This is a genomic window from Pseudomonas putida (assembly GCA_041879295.1).
Lineage (GTDB): Bacteria > Pseudomonadota > Gammaproteobacteria > Pseudomonadales > Pseudomonadaceae > Aquipseudomonas > Aquipseudomonas putida_Y.
The window spans coordinates 2280328-2305268 of sequence record CP047152.1 but is presented as its reverse complement, the minus strand read 5'-3'; the positions used below and the strand labels follow the sequence as shown (position 1 = coordinate 2305268).

Sequence of the window (24941 nt, the reverse complement as noted above, 5' to 3'; positions counted from 1 at the left end):
GATCGTGTCCCGGGAAGTGGTGTAACTCATCATGGTTCTGGCCGCTGAGTTCGCCGTTTAGTTGATCACGGCCGACAGCTTGGCCTGTGGATTATCGCTGACTGCCTCAAAGGCCTCCAACTGCATGTAACGCCGTTGCAGGCACCACTCGTCGTTCTGCTCCAGCAGCATCGCGCCTACCAGCCGTGTGATTGCAGGATCGTTGGGAAAGATGCCTACGACGTCGGTGCGGCGTTTGATCTCCGCGTTAAGCCGCTCCAGTGGATTGGTGCTGTGTAATTGCTGTCGGTGCGCTTTTGGAAACGCCATGTGAGCCAGCACTTCATCCTCGCAGCCGTCCATGAGTGTCGCGATCTTGGGGTATTTTTCGCGTAGCTGATCAGCGACCAAACGCCATTGCTGATGGCATTCGGCACGGCTGTCCTGGGCGAAGACTGTGCGCAGTAGGGCCGCCACCATGGTGCGCTGACCTTTGCCGACGTGGGCCATGGCATTACGCATGAAATGCACACGGCAGCGCTGCCAGGTCGCGTTGAAGACCTTGGAAACAGCCGCCTTGAGCCCTTCGTGGGCGTCGGAGATGACCAGTTTCACGCCCCGCAAGCCACGTCGCGTGAGGCTGCGCAGGAAGTCTGTCCAGAACGGCTCAGCCTCTGACGGCCCAACCCGCATGCCCAGGACTTCGCGGCCACCGTCGGTGTTCACGGCCACGGCGATTATTACGGCGACCGAGACGATGCGTCCGGCCTCCCGCACTTTGACGTAGGTGGCATCGATCCAGAGATAGGGCCAGTCGCCCTCAAGCGGGCGGTCAAGGAAGGCGTGAACGCGCTCATCGATCTCACCAGCTAGCCGTGAGACCTGGCTTTTGGAGATGCCGGTCATGCCCATGGCTTTGACCAGCTCGTCCACTGAGCGTGTTGAAACGCCTTGGATGTAGGCCTCCTGGATGACTGCCGCCATGGCTTTCTCAGCGGTGCGTCGAGGTTCAAGGAAACCAGGGAAATAGCTGCCTTGGCGCAGCTTGGGAATCTTAAGGTCGACGTCGCCTGCGCGGGTTTGCCAAAGACGATCGCGGTAGCCATTACGGCTATTTGTCCGGTCTGGGCTTTTGACATCGAAGCCCGCGCCGCACAGGCCTTCGACGTCGAACTCCATCATGCGCTGGGCAACGAACTGGATCATTTGCTTGAGCAGATCAGCGTCTGCCCCTTTCTCAACCAACTCGGTCAATGCGATAGTGGGCTTGGTCATCGTGGTTTCTCTGGTGAGTGTTTGGTCTTCGCAAACTCAACGTTAGCCAAGAACCACGATGACCATCCTCTTTCGCCCGCAGGGCGCCTTCGGCTGGTTCAGTTACACCACTTCCCGGGACACGATCCTTTGACGGCGCGGGACGTCTGCCAAGTGTTGCGAGAGGCGGTGTTCGGGCGCCGGACAATGACCAAGATTGGCAGCCAGTCCTGGGAGCAGGTGTACGCCTGCCATTTCGAAGTGGATATAGAGGGATGGCGGATCACGATCTACAACGACTGTGATGAGCTGGACTATTGCGAGCGGTGCGTTAGCCCGGATGGGTAGCGCTGGGATTTCGATCCTGGTAACCGGACAGATCCGGTTGCCCTGTTATCGACATGGGAGCATCAGAGCCTGGTGCGCATGTTAAAAGCCTTGTAGAGCGTTTAGGGCGTGCCTTACCAGGCCCGGCTGCCGTGAACCGAGCCATCGCCTAGCGATGTCTCGGCCCTTCGGGCTTCCATCCGTCACGCCGCCGCGCTCCGCCCAGGATTTCTCACTTTTTATCCTCTCAAATGACTCCATGCCGCTAGAACGACTTGGCCTTCCAAGCGGCACCTCTTGATCAAGTGTGGCGTTAAGTGGCCATTACTAGTGACTAGTCTCGGATGGGCCGCCAAGTGCGCGCAGCTGATAATCAGTAACGGCCTGAAACCTATGCTCTGCCAACAGCCGCAGGCGCTCGAGCTCCGCCCCGCTGACACCGTCGGCTTGCGCCTGGTGATAACGTTTCATAGCCTCCACGGCATCGGTGTACATCGGATGATCAGGAAGCAGGACGCTATTGGGATCCTTCATCATCGTGGTATTTCCTAGTGTGGTGTTTCAGAAGTGCCACTGAAAATCATTTACCCAGCGCCCGCGCTGCACGAGCGACCGAGACAAGGATGTCTCAGTTTCGGAAAGCGTGATGACGGTTGCTGGTCGGCCCATGTTGATACAAACTCTGACGAGTGAGTTTCTACAAAGCCTAGCTCAAATTTTCATCGGCACTTCTGAAACACCACACTAGGGCCTATACGATTACATGAATCATAGCCTCGAATACGTCAGCTTCTGCGGTACCAGCTTCGCACTCCATGGAGGCTGAGGAGAGCACCGCAATCCGCATGGCTGCGAATCAGCGGCCTTCCGATGCCACATCTCAGCTCAATGTACCGACTCACCTAACGTACCGACTGCGTGCAGGTGATAGCCGGCCACAGTCAGGTGATAGGCCTCGACGCAAAGGCGCTCGGACTTTGTGCCGGGTCGGCCTAGGGCGATCGCTTCACTGTAGACACGGATCGCCCCGAGCGCTTGCTTCACTTAGCCATTCCGGCAGAGCGTTTCCGTAAAAGTCACGATGTGGCTGGGTGGAAGCTGGGTGCAAAACACGCATCAATGAGTTGAGCAGTCTCGATCAGTCGCTGGCTCAAAGCTGGGAGAAGCGTCACTGCGACGATAGATCTTCGTTGAGCGAGTTCAAGGACGATATGAAGAACGGCATCGGAGTGCCGCATGATTTCTATCAAATGTAGCCCACTAGGCCCGTTGGCTCCAGAGATCCAATTTTTTGTCGTTCTTTCACTCGCGTTAGTCCAATTTCGCAGGGTCTTAATAGCTCTGTGTGAAGTGCCAAGCTCGTTCAGCAGCGCTGACGCCAAGGCATGGGCGTACACGTCAGAGCTTATTGGAAAAGAATTGCCCATTTTCGCGATCATTTTTCCACCTCCCAAATTTATTATTTGATATGCGCCGATAGGCATACAACAGTCTTGCCTAGGGTAATAGGTATGCCACAAACCAACTGATAGGCCTGCCAAATGCGACCGAGCACATCATTTAGCGCAGAAACCACTAACAGGGCGGCAGCTTATGTCAGGATGTCGACTGAGCATCAGCAGTACTCCACAGAAAATCAGCTGGACGCTATCAACATTTACGCGCAGGCCCACAATCTCAATATTGTGAAAATCTACACGGATGCAGGGAAAAGTGGACTCAGTCTAGATGGTCGCGAAGCTCTTCAACGTCTGCTTGCGGATGTAGAATATAGAAACTGCGACTTCGCTACCGTGCTCGTCTATGACGTCAGTCGGTGGGGGCGCTTTCAAGACCCAGACGTCAGCGCAAGTTATGAAGTACGCTGCCGGCAAGCAGGCGTTAGAGTAGAATATTGTGCTGAACAATTTGTAAATGACGGTTCCCCCGTATCCAGCATCATCAAAAGCGTGAAAAGAATGATGGCTGGCGAATACAGTCGCGAACTTTCTGTAAAGGTATTTGCCGGACAGTCACGTTTGATTCAGCTAGGGTATAGGCAGGGCGGCACTGCAGGTTACGGTCTACGTCGCCACCTCATAGACCAAGCTGGCAGACCTAAGGCAACGCTTTCCTGCAAAGAATATAAAAGTCTTCAAACCGACAGGGTAGTTCTAGCGCCTGGGCCAGACGCTGAGCGAGAAGTAGTGCTAGAGATATATAACTCATTTATTAAAAAGGCTCTGACAGAAAAAGAAATTGCCGATTCATTAAACAGGCGCGGGCTACTTACTGACCTAAACAGGCCATGGACGCGCGGTGTTGTACATCAAATTCTTGTGAATGAAAAGTATATCGGTAACAACGTTTGGAACCATACCTCAGCAAAACTAAAGATGCCTCGCATCGCCAACCCCGCGGCTGAATGGATAAGAGCGGACGCAGCATTTCCAGCAATAGTTGACCGCTCGCTATTTATTGCTGCCCAGGCAATAATTCAGGCTCGTACTCGCTTATGGTCAAACGAAGAAATGCTGACGAGTCTAAAAGATTTATTTCAAGAGCGAGGGTGTCTCTCAGGCCTTATCATTGACGAACAGGAGGACATACCATCAAGCAGCTGTTACCGAAAGCGGTTTGGCAGTCTGATTGACAGCTATCGTCTCATCGGATATGAGCCGGGTAGGGACTATAGTTTCATTGAAGCCAATCGTCATCTACGAGAACGTTATCCTGAGATACTCACTGATACGCAGCAGAAAATTGAGGCTGTAGGAGGACGAATAACCATAGATCCGAGCTCTCAACTAGTACTTGTTAATGATGAGTTTACAATTTCCATTGTACTCTGCCGTTGCCAGCAAATAGGAGCGAATCGTCGACGCTGGCAAGTAAGATTCGACTTCAGTCTTTTCCCGGACATCACTGTCGCCGTACGCATGCTCCCAGGGGAAGAAGAAGTTCTTGATTACTATCTGTTTCCTATGATTGATCTGGTAGCGCCTAATTTGCGGCTCGGCGACGCAAACCCCCGAGAACTGGAACTGTATCGCTTCGAAAGTTTGGAAATCTTGTCCACGCTGAGCAAGCGATTCCACCTGACGAGCGCCGCGTAATGAACGCGCCTCAGGAAGCTCCGCTGACACTACATGTCGCCCGAGCTTCGTCTATTGAACAAATCCCCTTAGAGCTCATCAAGGTTATTAACCCAAGGCAGCGCAATAAGAAAGTTTTCGCCAGATTAGTTGAAAATATAGCAAATATAGGATTAAAAAGACCTGTAACTGTAGCCCGCACTAACGCAGGCTTCGACCTAGTGTGTGGTCAAGGTAGATTTGAAGCCTTTAAGGTGTTAGGAGAGAGAAAAATCCCTTGCGTGGTGATAACCGCTAGTGAAGTGGACAGATATCTGATCAGTCTAGTAGAAAATCTCGCGCGGCGAAAGCACTCGAACCGCGACCTGCTAGAAGCAATAAATTCGTTACATGATCGCGGATACACCACCAAACAAATATCACAGAAGACGTGCCTAGACTATAACTATGTTGGCGGAATACTAATTTTACTAAGGCAAGGTGAAGAGCGATTAATCAGCGCTGTAGAAAAAGGCTGGCTACCAATTAAAATTGCTATAACAGTCGCACGCTCAGATGATACTGTAACTCAAGCAGCCATGCTCGAGGCATATGAAAATGGGTTGCTGAGAGGCGAGCAATTAATGAAAGTCCGCCGCTTAATCGACAATCGTCGCGCTGGCGGGAAATGCTTCAAACATCAGAAAACACCTGTAAAGATCACTACCTCCCGCCAGCTTCTTAATGCGTATCAATCTGAGGTACGCAGACAAAGATTGATGGTAAAGAAAGCGGACATCGGCGAACAACGTCTATTATTTATCGTCACAGCATTAAGAAGACTTCTCTCTGATGAGTATTTTTGCTCCCTGTTGAAGAGTGAAGGCATTGAGGACATGCCACAGGTTTTAGCCGATCGCGTCAAGGGAGAAATATGAACGAGGTTAAAAGCGCGTTTGATAGCAGGTTATTAACTTTGGCAACATCCCAATTGCTGCCATCACGAATTATCCCAGCATCAACTCTCAGCTCGCCTAAGTATTTAACGATACTAGCATCCGTACGAGAGCTTGGAATCATTGAGCCAATAGCTATACATCATGAGCCAATTGACTTGAATGAGCAACCATCGAGATATTTAGTACTTGACGGACACCTGCGACTAGCAGCGTTAAAGCAGCTAAGCGCTCGACATGCACTTTGTATGCTTTCGACCGATGACGAGGGATTCACGTATAACAGACAAATAAGTCGACTAACTCCCATTCAAGAAAGCAAGATGATAACTCAGGCTATCGAGAGAGGAGTTTCTGCCGAGCGAATCGCTGAAGTCCTCAATATTAGCCTTGACCGGATCCAGCTGAGGCAAAACCTACTGAAAGGAATAGCGAAAGAGGCCATCGAACTATTAAAAACAAGAATGGTTAGTCAGCCGGTCTTCCATGCACTTAGAAAAATGAAGCCAATGCGGCAGATCGAAGCTGCAGAAATGATGATTTCTGCAAACTGCTATACCGGACGTTACGCGCAGATGGTATTGACCGCAACAAGACCTGAGGACTTATTGGAGACTAAGACCTCAGTCGAAGGTGTATCTCCTGAAAATATCGTGAAAATGGAAAGAGAAATGGAGAGACTCTATCACGATTACCGGCTTGTTGAAGATACTTTGGGAGAAACCATGTTGGTTCTTGTTGTAGCAAAAGGTTATTTGACTAGAATTTTACGCAACGACTCAATTTCGGCATACTTACAACGTTTCGAGCCTGACTTAGCTCGGGAATTAATGGGGATTATGGATGCAGTCACAGCAGATGCGAGAAATCTAGAGCGGGAGTAAGGGCCATACGATTCAGCTTTTTTATCTTTGTAGGATTGAAGACAGCCGAGAAATCCGTACTGTTACGATCCAGTGGCCTATCGGCCGCATGTCTCTCTAATGTACCGACTCACCTAGCGTACCGGCTTTGTACAGTTGATAATCGACCACCGTTTGGAACAGGTGATCCGCATCGATCCGAAGGCGCTCGAGCTCAGCTTCGGGTCGGCCTTGGGCCATTGCCTCGTTGTAGGCTCTGATGGCCTCCAGCGCTTGCTTCAGTAGAAGCTCACCTGCTTCCGCTATTCCCAGCAGTGTTCGCTTCATTTGGTTGCCTCTGCGTCGTTAATCATTCAATGTCGCGCTCTACAGTATGGCTCTTAGCCCCTTCGGGGGATATGCGATGTGACGCAGCCGCATGTACCCTATTTCTGACAGCTTCGCGCTCAAAGGTTGGAACAGCGTTATTTACAGTAAACAGTCCAGAGCTCATCAACTTGAGTGGTAAAGCTCTGACTCATCATCTCCCGGCGCATACCCCAGCTTGGATCGACCGGCACGCTTGCCAGCCGCATCGTCCCCCTACCCCACCTGCCGTTCACCGCATCCACCACACCAATCAACTTCTCACTCGCCAATGGCTGAGCAGCAGTAGGTCACCCGTGATTTCTTTCGGTTGGGTGAGTCGAGCAGCAGCACCTCTGCTTTTCTGTAGCGAAAAAGCTCCCGGTGCACCAGCTCCACGCCCTCCTGCGCCGCATTTGTCAGCAAGCGAGTGTCGTCCCTTGGGTTTCGTTTGGTGGTTCGGCCATGTTCGTCTCCATTCTTCTTAGCGTGTGGGGACTCGTGGCAATAGTTGCCGAAAACGAGAACAAAAGTCAGCGAACTAATCTGAGATTACGATCAACAAATCCGACTTAAGGCTTTAGACTTCACGCTCCAAGACGTCGATGATCGCTTTAGCTTGTGCTAGGTCGAATTGTTCGGCCATGGCTTTGAGCACCTCAATTCTTTTGAGTTTATAAGCCTTCATCGTTAACCGAAAAAAACTTTCCAAATTTTTCTCAGCCACCTCACTGTCACCAGGGAGAAAATGACCAGCGAGGCGAGCGGCATTTAGGAAATTTATCCCACAAATTCTGATGGTATTGCCTCCTTTTGGGCTGTGGGGTTTAGCCACTATTCGGCCTATCACATCAAACTCGAGGTAGTCTCCCCACTCATCGTGATGCGGATGTACCAGCATGTAATGTCCTGTATCCCCAGGAAAACTAGCAACCGAGACGCCTGGTTCAAGGACAGGCTTATCACTCTTAGACCCATTACAAGTTTTACAAACCGCCGCAATATTTTCACAGTAAAACATGAACTGCGGATGACCGTTTTTATCCAGTATGTGTTCGGCATCGTAAGAGCCTTTATGAGCGTCCAGCTCCTTGCTGCAGTAGCAACACTTCATGGATTGACGGTGATAGTAGTGTTGCTTCACTTCACTTTTGAATTGAACAACCCAGGCACCTACATCACCAGTCGTCTCCTTCCATAGGCCGACGTTTGCTGCGCCATCGGATTTTAGCTGATCGTGCTGCGCCTGTGTCAGCCTTCGGAAACCACTATAAACCTCAGCTTTTCTCCTAATTTCACGCATTGTACTGAATATCCATATTAATCAAATCAATGGCGTCCCGAAGAAGCTGCAAGGTTTTTTCATCACGGTATTCGCCATCAGAATAGAGACGTTCCAATCGCTTCAGTTCGACGAGAGACTTTTGCCTTACAGGGCCACCTTCAGTCTCAGCCTCCGTAATTAATGCGAAAATCTCGTTGGCAAGGTGAACACTTCCAGTTACTGGGGTATCAAATACGTTCTGCAGCGTCGCTTCTACCGACTCACCATCTTGAGCTAAACGCTCTGAAGCCGACTCTTTTTTCACCTGAACAACTCCAGCACCCAAAGCGTGGCCACGCTGTACGATTAATGGCGAGTGGGTGGCCACCAAAACGTGGCACCCCTTAAAGGGTTCTAAGGTTGCAAAAAGATTATCCAGATATTGTTGCTGCCAACGCGGGTGAAGGCTTAGCTCCGGTTCGTCGATTAGCACAAGGCTGTCATCTCTAAGAGCTGTTGCGAGACCTATAACCGAGCAAAGCATTTGCTGCTGGCCGGAACTTGCATTTGCAACATCGAAAATCTCGCCTGAAAGGCTTGTGAGTTCACACCGTCTTAGCGTGAGGAGATCCAAACGCCTCAACAACGACAGTGATTGGAAGGCCGCATACTCATATCGATCCCTACGACCGATAGAACCAATCCCACGTTTAAGCTGGCCAAACTCTAGCACCTCGTCCCCTAGCAAATAAAATGCCTCGGCGACCAAACTTCCGAGCTCCTGAGGGCTTTCTTTTCGAAGCTCCATTAGTAAGCCCGAGCGAGGATACTTACGACGAATAGACTCTTCTTTTTTTCCCTCAAAATAGTCCACCACATATCCGCCACGTACAGCATCTGCTAGATCGACCAGGCCAGGCCTAGGCTCATAAGTGAAATCAAACCTATCTGAGAGCTTCAGATTTTCCATCACGCGGAGTATTGATCCTACGCTCTCAAGTGATTCGCTGAGACGATAAATAGCCTGCTCAAGCGTATTCTTGGACAAACTTGAACTGACCACTCGCGTAGATTTATGGAGACCAGCACACACGTACAATGAACTTGACTCCGCACCTTCCGAGTAGACTTTAGTAAGAGAAGACTCGTGAGTTAGCGGAGATGGAAAGCGGGTAAACGGGCTGTAAGTCTGTGCAATAACTCTCGCGGGCTCATGAGAGTCTTCCGATTTAAAGTGGTAGGGTTGGCTACCAAATTGGCGCCTGTATTCGATCGCCCCATTGTGTTTTCTCGATTTAAAAGCGTTGGCAAGAAAACTCAGAATCTCTGACTTTCCAGAACCGTTAGGGCCAGTCAGGAGGTCAACACGATTATTACCACCGTCGACTTTAGCTTCCAGATCAAGCCAAACACGGTCTGCTTTGACACTATGGATTTCCAACGATGATGCTCCCTGCAGAGGCCCGGCACGAACGACGTGCGAATTGATAACCGAGAGTACGATTCCGCAGACCAGAAATCCATACTGTGGCGACTTCGCGTTCCATTTTCCGATCTGCGACGGCCTAGGCAGCCATTGCTTTTCATACTGGAAATACGGGCAGTAGGACTACCTTGAAATAGTACATCGGTACCGCAATAACGATCACAATCAGATCTGGAAGGTGGTTACACCTCCCTATGATCAGTAACGCAGCGCGTTCTGCTTGGCCATCTGCGCGTTCAGCGTCCTTTAGCCACGACTCAGCAATTTGTTCGAGCATTGCGTGAGTACGAACAAAATCGACTGACGCCTGGGCCCACTGTTGAGCTTGCTGAGCCAAATCTCGCTCTTGGTCGCCCCCTTCTCCGAACGCTTTGCAGAACACGCCGCGCATGTTGAATCTTTCGATGCAAACGCCCGTTTCAAGCTGCGGAGACGCGAGCGCCTCGATGACATGACGAACCGCTTCGTGTGGCCAGGCTCCATCCGTAGGACTCGAAGGCGCATGCGCCAATACCTGCCCAATGAGCTGATCGGTAATCTCCTGACGATTCGCTTGCGCCGCCAAACACCGAAGCTCAACGCACCAGGCCATCAACGTTTCCTGATCGACGTCCTGATTATTCTGCCCCGGCAAGGTCTTCAGGCTTTTTAGCAACTGATACGCATTGGTGGCTTGATTCCTTTCCAGAGCGGCTACCTCTGCTCGCTCTGCTCCCTTGGCCCTAAATACCAAACTGACCAGGCTCATGAAGAAGCCCGGATCTTCAAGCAGAACTTTATGCAGGGCCTCAGGCTCATCGCGAAGCACTGGCAGGTAAGCAAACTCCAGGTTCGCAATTTGTCCAAGCGTCGTATCCTTTCGCTGAGCCAACTCCCTGATAACCTTTTCTACATCAAAGAAGCTGGTTGCAAGCTGCGCTCCTGGTTTGGCGTTTTGCTCCGCAACGCCTTCCATCAACAGCTCTATAACGAGCTCGGAGGAGACATCTGCCAGTCGACGCGAAGCAGCGCTCAACGCTGCAACGGGACGTTCAACATGTCGGTATTTGCTTATTGCCTGGAGCAGCTCAGTCACGCTTACTTCAAGAGGATATGGGGCTTTTACAGTCCAGTAGGCTTGCGCTATCGCCTCACCAAAGGAGTCAACGTACGACCACGTCTGCTCGTTCTCCAAGATGCGTTCGAGAACCCTTGCGACACGATCAATACCCAGACCACTGTCCAAGAGCATCGACCGAGCGTCCTGTTTCCATCTTTCCTCAAAGCGGATGATTCCATCTGCCATGACCATACCGGCTGCGAATTCCAAGTCTTGCAGGTCGCTGCTGAGCAGGCTGGTGAGCAGCGCTAAGCGCTCCTCGTAAGATAGCTCTAGGCGGAGCGCAGAGCTCAAAACGAAGTGAGAACTTTTGGCTCGGCACGCCATCTGCAGGATGCCCTGAATGCCCAAGGCTTCATACACATCCACCACTGCTTGCGATCGGGCATTTTCAGTGAGCTGCCCAATGTCCGCACCGTCCTCATCAATACCCTCCACAGGCGGCACCCACTCATCAAACAACCAGGTGTACTTTTCCACCAGCGCTTCGGGCGCATACCGGTCGATCAGCGGCAGCAAGGACTCGATTCGCCCCTTCTCCATCGCCCATTCGGTTTTGGCATACTTCTGGTGATGCTTGATCTGCACGTTCAAGGCTTTCCAAATCTGCGCACGCACATCAGCATCGGCAGAGCTCAGTACCTCACCGAGTCGCTCGACCACGGATTTGAATGGATCGGGCTGGAACCTCTGCAACGAATTAATCAGTGAGATCCAACGCTCCGGAATCATGCCTGCTGCCTCAACAGCCAAAGCAATGATCTTGGCCTCACTCTCCCACACCAGACCAAAAGTCAGGGTTTCACCATGATCCTGCTCATATTCCCGGAACTTTGGCTTTTCGGTGGGCGAACTGGTGTCGTGTGAACGGGGAAGCAAGCTGGCAAGGAGCGCCCAAGCGATGCTTGGCAGCGCATTCACGACAGACTGCAACACGGCCAATCGACGCTTCGTCGTTACCGACGTAGAAGGAGCCCAGGACAAAAAGATCGCTCGCAGGCTGTTGATCGGGCGATTGCTAAGCTTGCCACCCGGGTCGATCGCCGCAAGCTTAGCGAGGCACAACACGGCCTGTTCAAAATAACGGGCATCCCAGGCAATCACTTCCAGCGCCCAGAGCAATCCACAATGATAAGTCACAGGCGTGAGCATGCCTGGGTGCTCGTCGAAGATTGGCAAAATACTCGGCGAGGCGCCCTCAAGCTGACGCTCAAGGGCCTCTAGAAAAGACTTTGGGGAAGCCTCAGCAAGCAGCGACAGATTTTGGCTCAAGCTCGCGAGCAGTGTGACGTTGTCCGATAGCCCGGGAATCGACCTGACCAAATCATCAACAAAGGTCTGCGGATCCCCACCTGCCACTTTGAAGTTTGCGTGTTTATGCAGCACAGCCATATGGAGCAGAGTCGTCATTAACCCGTTCCTGAGCTGTTCGCTATGCGAGTTGTCCTGTTCGCGCCTGCTATTCTGCACGAAAGGTTCGTCAGCGGTCGGTGGCTTGTGTGCGCTTACAGCCGTCTCGAAAACGGCAACCAGTGCCGCTTTGAATTGCTCCAGATGTCGGCGCCCAACCCGATGAGCTAGGTGCAGAAACGCATCGACTGGGGCTCTGGTTGCCCACAGGTTCTCGATGCGTTCGAGGGGCGAATCCTGCATGACCAAGAACTCAAGCAGATCGTCCTCGGTATCGTCATAAGGCTTCTGGCTAAGCGAGCTGAGAACGTGCTGATCTTGGTCTACATCACTGACCCACGCGCCCGCCAACATGACAGGGATCAACGCATCAGCGTTTGCAACCCAAGTGGGTAACTCGGCAGTTCCACTTGGTTTCTGCCGAGCCAAGACCGCCAAACTTCGGCCACAGGTGCGGGCAACTTCATACCCCTCAATTTCAGACATGCCCATGCCGGTAAATGCTTTACCGAGCTGGGAACTGGTCGGTCGGATCAGCTCCACATGATCGTTCTTCCTGTCGTCGGCTCCTGCACTTATGACCGTTGGGCCAGAGGTCTTCAGTAATCCAACGCATTTGCGGGCGCCGAGCCTGGGCAGGTAAATCAGGTTACAGGTACTCACGAGGTACCGAGCCGCTTCCTCCGTTTCGACAATCAGGGTGCGAGCTTCTAATGGTTTGCGCACGACTTCCGGCGCCTTGCGGATCGCTGCGACCGCGAAGGCGATTACTTCATCGGTAGTGTCCGCAGCAAACGCCAGTCGCCCACTACCTTGTGTCAGGGTTCGCAGCAAATCATCTGCCTGAGACTCGCGTCCGGCGAGCAGTACGTCTTCCACCAAGGCAGGTTCGAAGCGAGAGGAGAACAACTCCCAAAATTCATCGGTGCTGAGCACGCCGTGTTGAGGGGGGCGCCTGAAAACGCTTCGCGCCCAGCGCGAAGCTACTGCTGGGCTCTGAGCGAGCCAATCTTCCAGTAGCGGCCCATCGAGATAGACGACACGCTTCCACTCATTGAGCTCGTTTTTCTCGTCAAGCCAATCTTCAACTTTGACCTTCGGCGTATCCCACGTCCTCGGTGAGACGATGACCAATGTGCACTCAGCCCGAACGGCTGCATCTATCTCTTCAGTGCGCTTGGTGTAATCGTCCTCAGCCTTGGCCTTGCCGGCGCCATTCGTGCCAAACTCCCAGATCGACTTTCCATCAGGTACAAATGGCGAATTTGCCTCGGCGTTAAGGTATCCATCGAAGCCCCGAACCTGTCCCATATCACCATGCAGAAACCGAAGCCGGTGCACCCTTGTGGAAGTGGCCCATATCAGCCCAGCCACCAACTCGGGCACCTTATCCCTGCCTTGGAGGGTGTCGGCCCACTGCCCCAGTTCAAGCGCATTGATCCACTTCAACGATTTTCTCCTTTCTCGTGCAACAACCGTCGCCGTGACGAGCCGGACTCGTCCGCGAAGAGGCGCTCTACCCCACGCCGCAATAAAACTGCCAGGCAGGCGGCAACGCTTGATGAGCTCTTACAGAGCGGGCCTTTACCAGCACTGAGCAACGACGAATCTGTTACGCAACGCATATCGTCCGTTGGATATGGCAGCTCGACCAAGACGCCATTTGCGTACTTCATTTCATCCGGATTGAACATGCCCGTGCGAATGCTCACCCGTAACCGTTTGCAAAGTGGTCGCGGTAGGGACGGCAGTTACCTGCCGCCCCCCGCACAGATCCGTACGTGCGGAACTACCGCATACGGCTCCTGCCTCGGGTATGTGACGCGAAGCGATCCTCGGGATAAGGATGTGCATTTCTGGGCCTAGGTATGTAGAGATCAGCAAGGCGTCCATAGCGTGACCATTGAAGTCTATTACGCTGGCTGCGACGTTTGAGGGCTTGCCGCCAGAGGCGGCAGACCGCCGAACGAAAACCACCAAGACGTATCAGGTTTCCCGGCACCGCGTGGTAATTGAGGTAACCACTCACCACCCGAGTGAGCCATTGCCCTTGAACCCGGATGGGTTCATGACGTCGACGTTTCAGCTCATCCCGAATGGCCAGTAGCGTTGCACGCATTCGCTTCTTGACCGTCAGTCGCAGTACTTGAAAACCACCGCTTCTGTTGGTGCTGCAACAATGTGTGAAGCCCAGAAAGTCAAACGTTTCCGGTTTACCCAAGCCTCGCTTCCTACGATTTCTCGCAGCAAAACGACCAAACTCAATCAGCCGTGTCTTCGATGCGTTGAGTGATAAACCGAACCTGGCCAAGCGTTCCTGCAACTGCACCAGAAATTGCTGAGCCTGCACTTTCGTCCTGAAACCCACCACGCTGTCGTCCGCATAACGCACAATAATTACATCGCCACGGGCATGCCGCTGGCGCCACTGCCTTGCCCACAGATCCAGCACGTAGTGAAGATAGATATTCGCCAGCAATGGCGATATCACTGCGCCTTGAGGCGTCCCCTTGGTCGCAGCAACCCTACGGCCATCTTCCATAACACCCGCCTGAAGCCATTTGCAGATAAGCCCAAGCAGGCGCCGGTCTGCAATCCGGTGACCCAGAAACATCAGCATCCATTCATGGTCGATCTCATCGAAGAACGACGTGATATCCGCATCCAATATCCAGTTCACCTTCTGACCCTTGAGCGCGACCGTCAGCGCATCCAGCGCATCGTGCTGGCTACGTCCCGGCCGAAACCCATACGAGAAACCCAGAAAGTCCTCTTCATAAATCGCATTCAGAACGGTAACGACTGCCTGCTGTCCGATCTTGTCCTCCAGAGAAGCAATGCCCAGCGGACGCTGCCTGCCATCGGCTTTGGGAATGTAGACCCGTCGCGATGGCGTTGCCCGATAGGCTCCACCGTGGAGCCTTGCGTGCAAATCAGTTACCCGCTGGAGAAGACCTTCCTCGTATTCCCGCCACGACAAGCCGTCCACGCCTACCGCTGCATCGCGGCGCAGGGCATAGAAACTCTGCGCCAGTAACTGCGGTGTGATGTGGTGCAGCAAAGCCGTGAACTGCATGCCCTTGTTCCTTCGGGCTGCTTCACGTACACCTTCAAGTCCCATCGACGCGCAACTGATCCGGCTCAGTGTCCGGGGCGCGGGAGGCTTGTTGGTGTTTCCCTTGGCTACGTCCCTTTCCTCCACTATCTCCGCAGGGCCAGGCCCTTTGTTCGATGGCTTCTCAGGTACTACGGACGTATCCGACTTCTCGGCGGCGTAGACAGCAGGGTTACAGCTTTTGGCCTTTCCTGCTCCGCCCGGTGGTTGCGCACCGGGCGCCGCTGAGATCTCCCAGTTTCTGTGTGGAGGACTTCCCGACGTGCACAGGGTCTCCGACCGCGCGGGATCAGAGCATGACTGGCGTATAACGCCATGCTCCGTGTTGCCTTCTGCTTCGCTTAACAGCATCGGCATCCCGAATTCCTGATTACGCGGCTCAATGGCTGGCCCATCGGTTTCCCCTGTCAACGCTTCACCCTGCACCTCACGGTGCAGCGTGCATGACTCGGGGCCTGGTTGATTCGCCATTTCTTACCAGTATCGAACTTTCATCGACTATCCTCCGCCAGCTTTAACTGGCGCTCTAAGCGTCCGGCGAACTCACCTTCCGAACTCCAGCATTAAGGGCGATGGTGTCCGCGTATTTTTAAGCGGACGCGATCACCCTTATCGCCAGGATTTCCATGCGCCAACGAAGCTCTTATCCGAAACCGTTCAAAGCCCAGGTCGTTCAGGAATGCCTGCAACCTGGCGCAACCGTGTCCAGTGTCGCCATCAACCACGGCATCAATGCCAACGTCATCCGCAAATGGCTGCCGCTCTATCGAGATCAGCCCGCAGCGGCTTCACTACCAGCTTTCGTCCCGCTAAAAGCCGCACCTAAACGGCCAGTCGAAGCGTCAGTGATCATCGAGTTGCCCGTGGCCGGGCAAGTGATCACGGTGAAATGGCCAGCCTCGGATCCCGAGGGTTGTGCGCAATTTATTCGGGCTTTCGCTCAATGATCCGCATCGATGCCATCTGGCTGGCCACCGAGCCGATGGACATGCGCGCTGGCACCGAGACAGCATTAGCTCGGGTGATTGCGGTGTTCGGTGCGGCGAAGCCGCACTGCGCTTATCTGTTCGCCAATCGCCGGGCTAACCGGATGAAAGTGCTGGTGCACGATGGCGTCGGTGTCTGGCTGGCAGCGCGTCGACTGAACCAAGGCAAGTTCCACTGGCCCGGCATTCGCCACGGCTGCGAGGTCGAACTCGACAGCGAACAACTCCAGGCGTTGGTGCTGGGCCTGCCGTGGCAGCGCGTCGGTGCAGGCGGTGTGATTAGCATGCTGTAAACGCCGGCCATTTGGCCGGTCTACTTGTCGTCGCCCCGAGCCTGCTCTGGCACAATCGGCGGCATGACTTTCTCGCCCAACCTCGACCAGATGACCCCGGAACAGCTTCGTGCCTTGGCGGCACAGGCGTTGCAATTGCAATCTCAGGTCGAGGCGATGAGCAGGAAGATTCAGAACGATGAAATCCTCATCGAACAGTTCAAGTTCGAAATCGCCCTGCTCAAACGGCACAAGTTTGCCAAGCGCAGCGAGCAAATCAGCCCGGCGCAAAGCAGCTTGCTGGATGACCTGCTCGACATAGACCTTGAAGCTATCGAGGCCGAGCTAAAACAGCTTCTCCCAGATGCGCCACAGGCCGAACCACGGCAATCCCCGAAACGTGCGCCTTTGCCGCCGCAGTTTCCACGCACGGTGATTCGTCACGAACCCGAAAACACCCAGTGCGTCTGTGGCTGCCAACTTCAACGCATCGGCGAAGACGTCAGCGAGAAGCTGGATTACACGCCGGGCGTGTTTACCGTCGAGCAACATGTGCGGGGCAAATGGGCCTGTCGCCAGTGCGAAACCCTGATCCAGGCCCCGGTGCCAGCCCAGGTTATCGACAAAGGTATCCCGACCGCAGGTTTGTTGGCCCACGTGATGGTGGCCAAGTTTGCCGATCACTTGCCGCTGTACCGGCAGGAGAAAATTTTTGGCCGCGCCGGGCTGGCAATTGCTCGCTCGACCCTGGCGCAGTGGGTCGGACAAACCGGCGTGCGGCTTCAGCCACTGGTCGATGCACTGCGTGAAGCCGTGCTGAACCAGGGCGTGATCCACGCTGATGAAACACCGGTGCAAATGCTTGCGCCAGGCGAGAAGAAAACCCATCGGGCCTATATCTGGGCGTACAGCACGACGCCGTTTTCAGGGCTCAAAGCGGTGGTTTACGACTTCAGCCCAAGCCGTGCTGGCGAACATGCGCGCAACTTCCTGGGTGACTGGAACGGCAAGCTGGTCTGCGACGACTTCGCTGGCTACAAAGCCGGTTTCGAACAAGGCATCATTGAAATCGGCTGCATGGCCCACGCCCGGCGCAAGTTCTTTGATTTGCACGTGGCGAACAAAAGTCAGCTGGCTGAACAGGCCCTGCACTCGATCAGCGGCTTGTACGAGGTCGAACGTCAGGCGCGGGACATGAGTGATGAAGAGCGCTGGCGAATACGACAAGAACTGGCGGTGCCGATCCTCAAAAAACTGCATGACTGGATGTTGGCGCAGCGAGACCTGGTGCCCAATGGATCAGCCACGGCCAAAGCCCTCGATTACAGCCTGAAACGCTGGGTAGCGCTGACGCGCTACCTAGAAGATGGGGCTGTGCCCATCGACAACAACCAGGTCGAAAACCAGATACGGCCATGGGCACTCGGGCGCTCGAACTGGTTATTTGCGGGATCCCTGCGCAGCGGTAAGCGGGCTGCGGCAATCATGAGTTTGATCCAGTCGGCGCGCATGAATGGGCATGATCCGTATGCCTATCTCAAAGATGTGCTGACGCGGCTGCCGACCCAACGGGCCAGTGAGATCGGACAGTTGCTGCCGCATCAGTGGGTGCCGGCCTGACTTACGCAAGGTGAGTTCGCCGGACGCTTACTGCAAAGTGACTAGGGAGCACGGAGCTTCTCGGCAGACCGGTGCTGGGAGCAGGCACGACAACGAGTTCAGAATTACGAGAATTATCTCTAAGCAATGATTATTTGTTCTCCATAATTTGACCTAAAAGGAGATCGGGCAAACGGTCAGGTATCCTCGCAACCACCATCTGAGGTAGGTGTTCTGATCCGACCATAGGCGTCATTACCTAAAGTCGCATCCCCCTCCTCATCGAACATCGCTCCGATAGGAAGCCTTGAAGCCTCAGCGATGCCAAGAAAATGGAGTTGGTGAGTCTAATCGGGTGGACTGCGAGCAGTGCCCTGTTCGACAGCTCGCTAGCGAATACAGCACGCCCTCCACTTTAATTACGCTACGCCCGCTGTCAGGTTTGCGCCCAATACAAGATGGCTTGCCAAACCAGTGCACCGAGAGCCAGCAATCCGACAGAAATTAGACCAATCATCTGTCTTTTTTGGCTCTCCTTGAGTGCCTGCTGGAGGTCGGTCAGTTGCGATTGTTGGGTCATCAACTCTTGCCGGGCTGCCTCGAGATCCGTCACGACATGCTCGAGAGACAGCTTGAAATCTGTTCCTTGGGTTTGCAACGCTTGCTTAACCGCCTGACGGGTTGCCTCGAACGTGCCTGTCATCATCTTACGAGTGTTCAGTATCGCCAACATGCTTTGCTTGGCAGATGCCACGACAGCACGCTGAACGCTTTCGACCTGCAGCGAGAAGCGCTCCTCCATTTGGTGGATGGACTCCTGCTGAGCAGTCATGCCCGAATCTAACATTTGCACACTGGCTTGCAGCTTTTTCTCCAGACTTTCCACAAGAACATCAATCTGCTCACGCAAAGCAGTTTGTTCACTTTGCAGTTGCGCGTAATGCGCCTCGAATCCCTCTCGCGCCTGTACGCTGGCTTCCAGCTGCTGCTCAAAATTCTCTTCAAGGACACCGAGCTGCTTACGCATAGCAGCCTGCTCATCCTGCAACTGCACGCTTGCTTGCACCTGCAGCTCAAGATTCTCTTCTAGGGTACCGAGCTGGTCACGCATAGCAGTCTGCTCATCTTGCAGCTGCGCGTTTTTCACCTCGAATGCTTGACGCGCCTGCACGCTTGCTTGCAGCTGCTGCTCAAGAGTCTCTTCAACAATGCCGAGCTGCTCACGCAAAGCCGTTTGCTGGTTCCGCAGTTGCTCATTCTGCGCTTCGAATGCCTCACGCGCCTGCACACCGGCTTGCACTTGCTGATCAAGATTCCCTTCAAGGGCACCGAGCTGCTCCCGTATGGCAGTCTGCTGATGCTTCAGTTGGGCATTCTGCGACTCGAAAGCCTCATGCGTCTTTTCGAGAGCCAACTCGCTTCGTTGGGCAGACTCCACGAAAGCCCGCTGAACGCTATCGACCTCTAGCGTGAAGCGCTCCTCCATTTGCTGGATGATCTGCCGCTGAGCGGTCGCGCTCGATTTGAACGCTTGCTCGTTAGCTTGCAGCTTCAGCTCCAGGCTTTCTTCAAGAACCACGAGCTGCTCATGCAACGCAGCTTGGTCATGCTGCATCTGCCTGTTCTGTGCATCGAGCGCCTGGTGCACCTGCCGCTCTGCAATCGACCAACGCTCATCCCGCTCCTCTAACCCTTGACGCAAGCACGCTAGATAATCCTGAGCAGACTCTCTCAACCGAAGATCGACACTTTGACTCAAGTCTTGGTTTGCCTGGTGAATGGCCTTCTCGGCATCACTCACCCGCACCACACACCCCACAAGCTTTTTCGCCTGCTCCTGGGAGATCCCTTTCGCTTGCATCAGTCCTTCGTTGGCAGCATTAATTTCTCGTTGCTGCTGCTCTAGTAGCCTTTGCTGACTGAGAATCTTGCTGTTTTGCGTCTGCAGCGTATCGGTCTGACCTTTCAAGATATTCTGCTGCTGCAACAGAACACCTTGCTGATCATGCAGGATCTTGGAGATCGCTGTATTAACGATCAAAAGCTGTGAGGACTTCTGCGTCAGGCTGCCAATTGACTTGTTCAAGTCCAGTTGCGCATCCTGAACCGCATCGTCCCTATCATTCCACCAGTTGCCGAGGAAATTACCTTCCTTTTGCTCTCGCCGCGCACGCTCCAATTTACTGGTGGTTGATTGAACCGACGCTTGGGCATCGGTCATTCCCTGCACCAGCTCCCTGATGTTGCTCTGGCGGATAATCTGCTCCGGCACGCTAACCGAAGAAAATGCTTCGACAATCTGGAGGTCTTGTCGCGTCGCAGTGCGGTTGTTCATTTCCATATCAAAGCGATTCCAGAAAATCTTCGATGTCTCGTTGGCTCGATTCGATGTACTCGATCATCGCCACGCTTTTAGCCACCTGTTCGCGTGTCTGGGATACAGTTTGCTCGAGGCTGGCCAAGGTCGAATCCGCCATTCGCCCCGAATCCGCTAACGTCTGTCCGATATCTTGGTAGAGCATGATCGACCGGTTGAAAGCGCTCACATTGCGCAGTGAGCTCTCAGACAGCTCAACCAAGCCTTGCGCGAACTCCTCCCGGCGCCGAGAGTCAGCGATAAGTTCATCCAAGAATCTCTCGTCGTAGCCATGACGATAGCGATCGAACATGCAGTCGATTTGATAGGCAAGAAACGCCGACAACAAACCGCTCAAGGTTCCTATCAACGCCGACGATAAGATATCTGCCACAGGTAGCAGAAACGCCATGCTTGAGATGAACGTTTTCACAGTCTCCTGAAGCAGGATGCCCACCGATGAGATCACCACCGTACTCAGGAGCTTCAAACCCTCCTGCAGCGCTTGATCGGGCGTCAGATGCGCGGGTGGAAAGAGGATCATCTTGAAGGCCTTGAATAAACCGATCAGACCCTCACGAATGACAGTGACGAAGCGCTTGGCGGTGGACAGAAATTCGTTGAGCACAAAGGTCAGCAAATTGCTCATAAAGCCGCTGATGCCCCCTTGGAACATCTGGGAGACTGCATCGGGAATTTTCTTTAGCACCCGCACTGCCACGCTAGCCAAGCGCTGGCGGATTTCTTCGAACAAGGTTTTTCCTTGCTCTACCCCATGCTTGATCAGAGCTTTGATCTCATTGAACAACCCACTCACTAACTCATTGAGCAGCACACCCAAAGCTTGGCGCATCCCCATCTGGGCTGCTTGGTTTGCGCCTGTCTTGAGGAGTTCACCGGTTTGCTTGACTCTGATCGCACGGTTCGCAGTGCGCTCAAGGAAATCCTCAGAACGTTCCTTTGCCGCCCTCATCCGCTCCGAATCGAGCTCCAGACGTTCGGCCTGGGTCTTGCCATCGACTACCTCATCAGCAAACTCAAGGATGTCTTTAGCTCGCTTGGGGTTGTTCACATCCCGATGCGTGGCGACCAGGTTTTCGGTGTTGTTGGCCACATCGCTAAGACGATCCAAGCCCTCACCTGTGTTGTAAGCCAGATGGTTCTTGCGATCGCCATAAATTTTCTTCAAGGCCGTCACATGATCGGCCTCAAGATTTACAGGATCGACCTGCTTACCGGTATAACCGTCTACTCCTGCTGCCTTCAACCTATCCTTGACACTCTGCTTGATGTCCTTGAGCTTGCTGCGGTCGTACCGCTCGCGGGAAGCGGCGTAGGTGTTCTGGTCTTTTTCCGCCACATAATCGGCACTGGCGTTTTCGAAGTTATGTACGGTGGTAACATTGCCGCCATTGCGATCATCGAACATAGCGGTAGACAGGCCGAATGGCCCAATGATTTGAGCAATGACCTGTTGCTGACAATCGCTGAACAACTTCTGGAGTCTCTGTTCCTTCAATTCGGTAAGGGTCGGTTCCATACCTATTCCTTGAATAACGTAGTGGGTGAGCAGAGAGTCTTTCAGAAAAACTGAGCGAACCAGGCCGAGAAGCTTTCACTGACTACACAGCGCGCGCCGTCATCGTGCCATACCGAAATCACCTGCCCGAATTTGCCTCCAGCAGTAGGCCTAAGATCGAGGCACAGATAGTCGCCACTCCCATTGGTAGCGAATGGAATCCATCCAATGTTCCACCAATCGTCCTGCACACCCGGGTCTGCTTCAGCCCCGCTGTTATCGAACCCTGAACTTTCGGACTGTTTTTTCCAGAAGGCCCAGGCATCCAAGACCCGCGCACTGGAGAGCCATTGATAAGCACCTAGCAGCGGCTCGCTGTTTCCCATCTGACCATCGTGCCCACGCAGGGCATCGAGGAAATCTTCAGGCAAGCTGACGCCCAGCTCACTTTGCAATCGTTGAAGATCTTTACTCGTCGCAGGTGGATTCAGGTCGGCCAAAATTGCTGGGTTGTGCGCTTGCAACGACGCCTCGAACAGGTGCCATGCGTGGGCCATAGGAAATTCCTCGAGAGTCAGAAATTTTCACAGCAGTGACAGCCTTACTGCTGTGGTCTGCAGCTTTTATCGGCTGAGCCTCTACAGGCTTGAATTAGGGAACTAGTAGCTCGCGGCAGACGACCTTCTGCACGGTCGCTCCTGCAAGCAGGTGCCACATCACACAAGCCACAACCACGGTCGACCTCCGTGGAGTGCTAAAGCCATACAGTCCGATTGAATCGAACGCTAAGACCCAGGTGATCGCATGACGATGTAGCATGCACTCCTGGTGCTTCTGCTCGCACATCGTATCCATGGCACCGATACAGGGATCCGCAGAACCCGCAAGAATGTCGTCAAGAAGCTGCCCCGCGGCAAGCGCGATATCATCTGGGGCATCATCGAAAAGTAAGAGCCCGAGCGATTACGTGCGGCACCTCTCAGACAATGAAAAGGTCAAATTTTCAGCTAGCACATAGCAATAGCGACATGCAGCCGTGAAATACCCAAAAACTGATACCTAGCATGGCAACGGGCTCAGAATTACGAGAATTATGTCTGAACAATAATTATTGGTTTTCCATAGTTTGACCTAAAACGATCGGGCAAACGGTCAGGTATTCTCGCAACCACCATCTGGGGTAGGTGTTCTGATCCGACCGTAGGCGTCATCACCTAAAATCGTGTCGCCTTCCTGATCGAACATCACAGCAAGCCAACGCGCCCTCTTCATCTCAGCTATTTGAGAGAAAAAACAGCGTTCGCAGAGGTGAAGCTCGTACTCTTGGCCGCAGTGCGCTGAGCCATTGCCCCATGACGCATGCATCGTTCCGTACTGAGGCTCACCTGCGCCATCCCATGTAGACACACCGCAAACATCGCAAACCACGTCGATGGCTATGTCATGTTCACCTGCTTGCGTGACCTTCCTACCACACCTCCGCAAACTGCCAGCATGTGCCCTGCCAGACGCCACAACTCAATGCTCAGCTTGCAGCGCCTAGATGCGAGCAGCCTGCCCCTGACGGGCCAGTAACAGGCGATTGAGTGTACGCATGATACCCTTGCCTCAAGTTCAATCTCTGGAGCATCCCGCTTGAGCACGCTAGCTGCGCCCGGTTATTACGAGTCACTGCTTCACGCTCCTACTTTCTCCTCCGACCCTGCCGGCAAACGCCAAGCCGAGCGCTGGAAACGTCTGGTTGACGACATCCACAGAAGCTCGACAGAGCAAGACCTGCGCGAGGCTCGGGGGAAGGCTGAGGGTTACATTATCGGCCTAGTCGAAGCGGGTCATCTCTGCCAAGACGGAGAACGCGACTACAAAATCCTCAGTAGCGTGCACCGTCGGCAAGACTTCTTGCGAACACTGCTTTCGACTTACACCTGACTCATGACCATCGCAATTCCGACGCATTCCTGAGGCGCCTGGATCCAAGGCATCAAGCCCCCTGACAAGAAACGAAAGCTTCCCGTATAAGCTCTGCGGATTCTGGTGTTTTAACATCCATGCAATTACCCCAATAGCATCGGTATCGCATCAGATGTCCATGCTATCGGGTAGATCCGTCTAAACTTATGATTAAGACCAGCATGAAAAACAGCTCTCATAATGGAAAAGCCTTCATTGTTGGGTTTAATCGTCGCTTTCAAAGGGATCAAAAACAGGCCCTCTCGGGCCTACATCCCAATTTCGATTCTTAACGTTTCCGCCCACATAGACTCCCTGAGCCCCTGTGAACATGCACTCGTTAATGTTCGCATTGCGGAAGTCAGCACCATCCACCTTAGCGCCTACAAATCGAGCTCGTCTCAGGTAAGCCCCACGAAAGTCTGCACCTCTAAGGTCTGCATAGCTGAAGTCTGCCTCCCAGCCGTAAGCACCAGGTTGAACCAGTGGGTCGGCAGTGATCGTGTAGAATTTAGCGTTGCTGAAATTTGAGCGGCTCAGCTTCGTGACATCTTGCAGCCAGTGATAATGCACCAAGCTTCCAGGAGCCTGCAGACCACTGAAATCGGGGAGGCTCAGCCGATCAACTACACGATCGATCCTGCTGAACAACAACAGACTGAAATGAAACCCACTGAAGTCTACTCCCCTCTTGTCGGCAGCTACAGCTAACGGAACCTGGTCACGAAGGCACTCCACAAGCGCGTCAAACTGCAGCAAAAAGCGAGCTCGACGGAACGCTCCCTAATAGGGCTCTACCCAGCGCCCCGCTGAGTAGCTGTGCTGGGCATACGTCGAGATCATCCGGTCAACGGAAACGATATCTTCGTATTTCAGACCGTACTCGTTAGCAATCACACGGAGCCAGGTGGCGAGCTTGGCACCTGGGCCACGCATTCCAGCAGCAGCAATTCTCTCAATCGCTTCAGGACAACCGTTTCGGAAATCATTGCGCAGCGCCACTGCGTCGGATTTGAACGCAGCAAGCGATGGGGTATGAGTAGTTTTCATTGCCTAGCCGATCGTGTCCCGGGAAGTGGTGTAACTGAACCAGCCGAAGGCGCCCTGC

General features: G+C 53.5%; 17 protein-coding genes and 2 pseudogenes. 6 read left to right on the top strand and 13 right to left on the bottom strand.

The window, feature by feature from the left end:
• Nucleotides 1-57: 57 nt before the first annotated feature.
• Both GST84_10410 and GST84_10405 read right to left on the bottom strand, forming a co-directional pair.
• Nucleotides 58-1254 (bottom strand): IS256 family transposase, encoded by a 1197-nt coding sequence (locus GST84_10410; protein XGB12759.1) that lies wholly within the window; start codon nt 1252-1254, stop codon nt 58-60.
• 633 nt (nt 1255-1887) lie between these two features.
• A complete protein-coding gene (locus GST84_10405) occupies nt 1888-2097 on the bottom strand; it encodes a hypothetical protein (GenBank protein ID XGB12758.1) in 210 nt (69 codons plus the stop codon).
• Nucleotides 2098-3101: 1004 nt separating this feature from the next.
• Here GST84_10405 and GST84_10400 point away from each other — a divergent pair.
• The 3 genes from GST84_10400 to GST84_10390 are packed head-to-tail and all read left to right on the top strand — an operon-like array spanning nt 3102 to nt 6453.
• The gene (locus GST84_10400) at nt 3102-4655 is read left to right on the top strand and encodes a recombinase family protein (GenBank protein XGB12757.1); all 1554 of its coding nucleotides are present in this window, start codon (nt 3102-3104) and stop codon (nt 4653-4655) included.
• Nucleotides 4655-5551, top strand: a complete 897-nt coding sequence (locus GST84_10395) for a ParB N-terminal domain-containing protein (protein ID XGB12756.1) — start codon at nt 4655-4657, stop codon at nt 5549-5551. The genes GST84_10400 and GST84_10395 overlap by 1 nt, the downstream gene beginning before the upstream one ends.
• A complete protein-coding gene (locus GST84_10390) occupies nt 5548-6453 on the top strand; it encodes a ParB N-terminal domain-containing protein (protein XGB12755.1) in 906 nt (301 codons plus the stop codon). The genes GST84_10395 and GST84_10390 overlap by 4 nt, the downstream gene beginning before the upstream one ends.
• 96 nt (nt 6454-6549) lie before the next feature.
• Here GST84_10390 and GST84_10385 read toward each other — a convergent pair whose 3' ends face one another.
• The 6 genes and pseudogenes from GST84_10385 to ltrA form a co-directional block, all read right to left on the bottom strand.
• Nucleotides 6550-6759 (bottom strand): hypothetical protein, encoded by a 210-nt coding sequence (locus GST84_10385; protein XGB12754.1) that lies wholly within the window; start codon nt 6757-6759, stop codon nt 6550-6552.
• Between the two features lie 137 nt (nt 6760-6896).
• Nucleotides 6897-7314: pseudogene (locus tag GST84_10380) on the bottom strand (DUF4113 domain-containing protein).
• A gap of 43 nt (nt 7315-7357) precedes the next feature.
• Nucleotides 7358-8080 carry a hypothetical protein gene (locus GST84_10375; GenBank protein XGB12753.1) on the bottom strand — a complete coding sequence of 241 codons (723 nt, stop codon included), beginning with the start codon at nt 8078-8080 and terminating at the stop codon, nt 7358-7360.
• Nucleotides 8073-9482 carry an AAA family ATPase gene (locus tag GST84_10370; protein XGB12752.1) on the bottom strand — a complete coding sequence of 470 codons (1410 nt, stop codon included), beginning with the start codon at nt 9480-9482 and terminating at the stop codon, nt 8073-8075. Before GST84_10370 ends, GST84_10375 begins: the two co-directional genes overlap by 8 nt.
• Before the next feature lie 1840 nt (nt 9483-11322).
• Nucleotides 11323-13461, bottom strand: a pseudogene (locus tag GST84_10365) (hypothetical protein).
• A gap of 364 nt (nt 13462-13825) precedes the next feature.
• A complete protein-coding gene (ltrA, locus tag GST84_10360) occupies nt 13826-15622 on the bottom strand; it encodes a group II intron reverse transcriptase/maturase (protein XGB12751.1) in 1797 nt (598 codons plus the stop codon).
• Between the two features lie 155 nt (nt 15623-15777).
• Between ltrA and GST84_10355 the strand changes: the two genes are divergently transcribed.
• The 3 genes from GST84_10355 (at nt 15778) to GST84_10345 (ending at nt 18029) form a co-directional block, all read left to right on the top strand.
• Entirely contained in the window at nt 15778-16098 is a 321-nt protein-coding gene (locus GST84_10355) for an IS66 family insertion sequence hypothetical protein (GenBank protein ID XGB12750.1), read from the top strand.
• Nucleotides 16095-16430 carry an IS66 family insertion sequence element accessory protein TnpB gene (tnpB, locus tag GST84_10350; GenBank protein ID XGB12749.1) on the top strand — a complete coding sequence of 112 codons (336 nt, stop codon included), beginning with the start codon at nt 16095-16097 and terminating at the stop codon, nt 16428-16430. The genes GST84_10355 and tnpB overlap by 4 nt, the downstream gene beginning before the upstream one ends.
• A 63-nt stretch (nt 16431-16493) precedes the next feature.
• Entirely contained in the window at nt 16494-18029 is a 1536-nt protein-coding gene (locus tag GST84_10345) for an IS66 family transposase (GenBank protein ID XGB12748.1), read from the top strand.
• Between the two features lie 415 nt (nt 18030-18444).
• On the opposite strand, the gene GST84_10340 is transcribed toward GST84_10345, so the two are convergent.
• The 5 genes from GST84_10340 to GST84_10320 form a co-directional block, all read right to left on the bottom strand.
• Nucleotides 18445-20349, bottom strand: a complete 1905-nt coding sequence (locus GST84_10340) for a hypothetical protein (protein ID XGB12747.1) — start codon at nt 20347-20349, stop codon at nt 18445-18447.
• Between the two features lies 1 nt (nt 20350).
• Nucleotides 20351-21904, bottom strand: a complete 1554-nt coding sequence (locus tag GST84_10335; protein XGB12746.1) for a hypothetical protein — start codon at nt 21902-21904, stop codon at nt 20351-20353.
• A 41-nt stretch (nt 21905-21945) separates the two neighbouring features.
• Entirely contained in the window at nt 21946-22440 is a 495-nt protein-coding gene (locus tag GST84_10330; GenBank protein ID XGB12745.1) for a molybdenum cofactor biosynthesis protein MoeA, read from the bottom strand.
• 1618 nt (nt 22441-24058) lie between these two features.
• Nucleotides 24059-24592, bottom strand: coding sequence for a hypothetical protein (locus GST84_10325; protein ID XGB12744.1), 534 nt, complete (start codon nt 24590-24592; stop codon nt 24059-24061).
• Nucleotides 24593-24616: 24 nt separating this feature from the next.
• Complete coding sequence (locus GST84_10320; GenBank protein ID XGB12743.1) at nt 24617-24883, bottom strand: hypothetical protein; 267 nt, start codon at nt 24881-24883, stop codon at nt 24617-24619.
• Between the last annotated feature and the right edge of the window lie 58 nt (nt 24884-24941).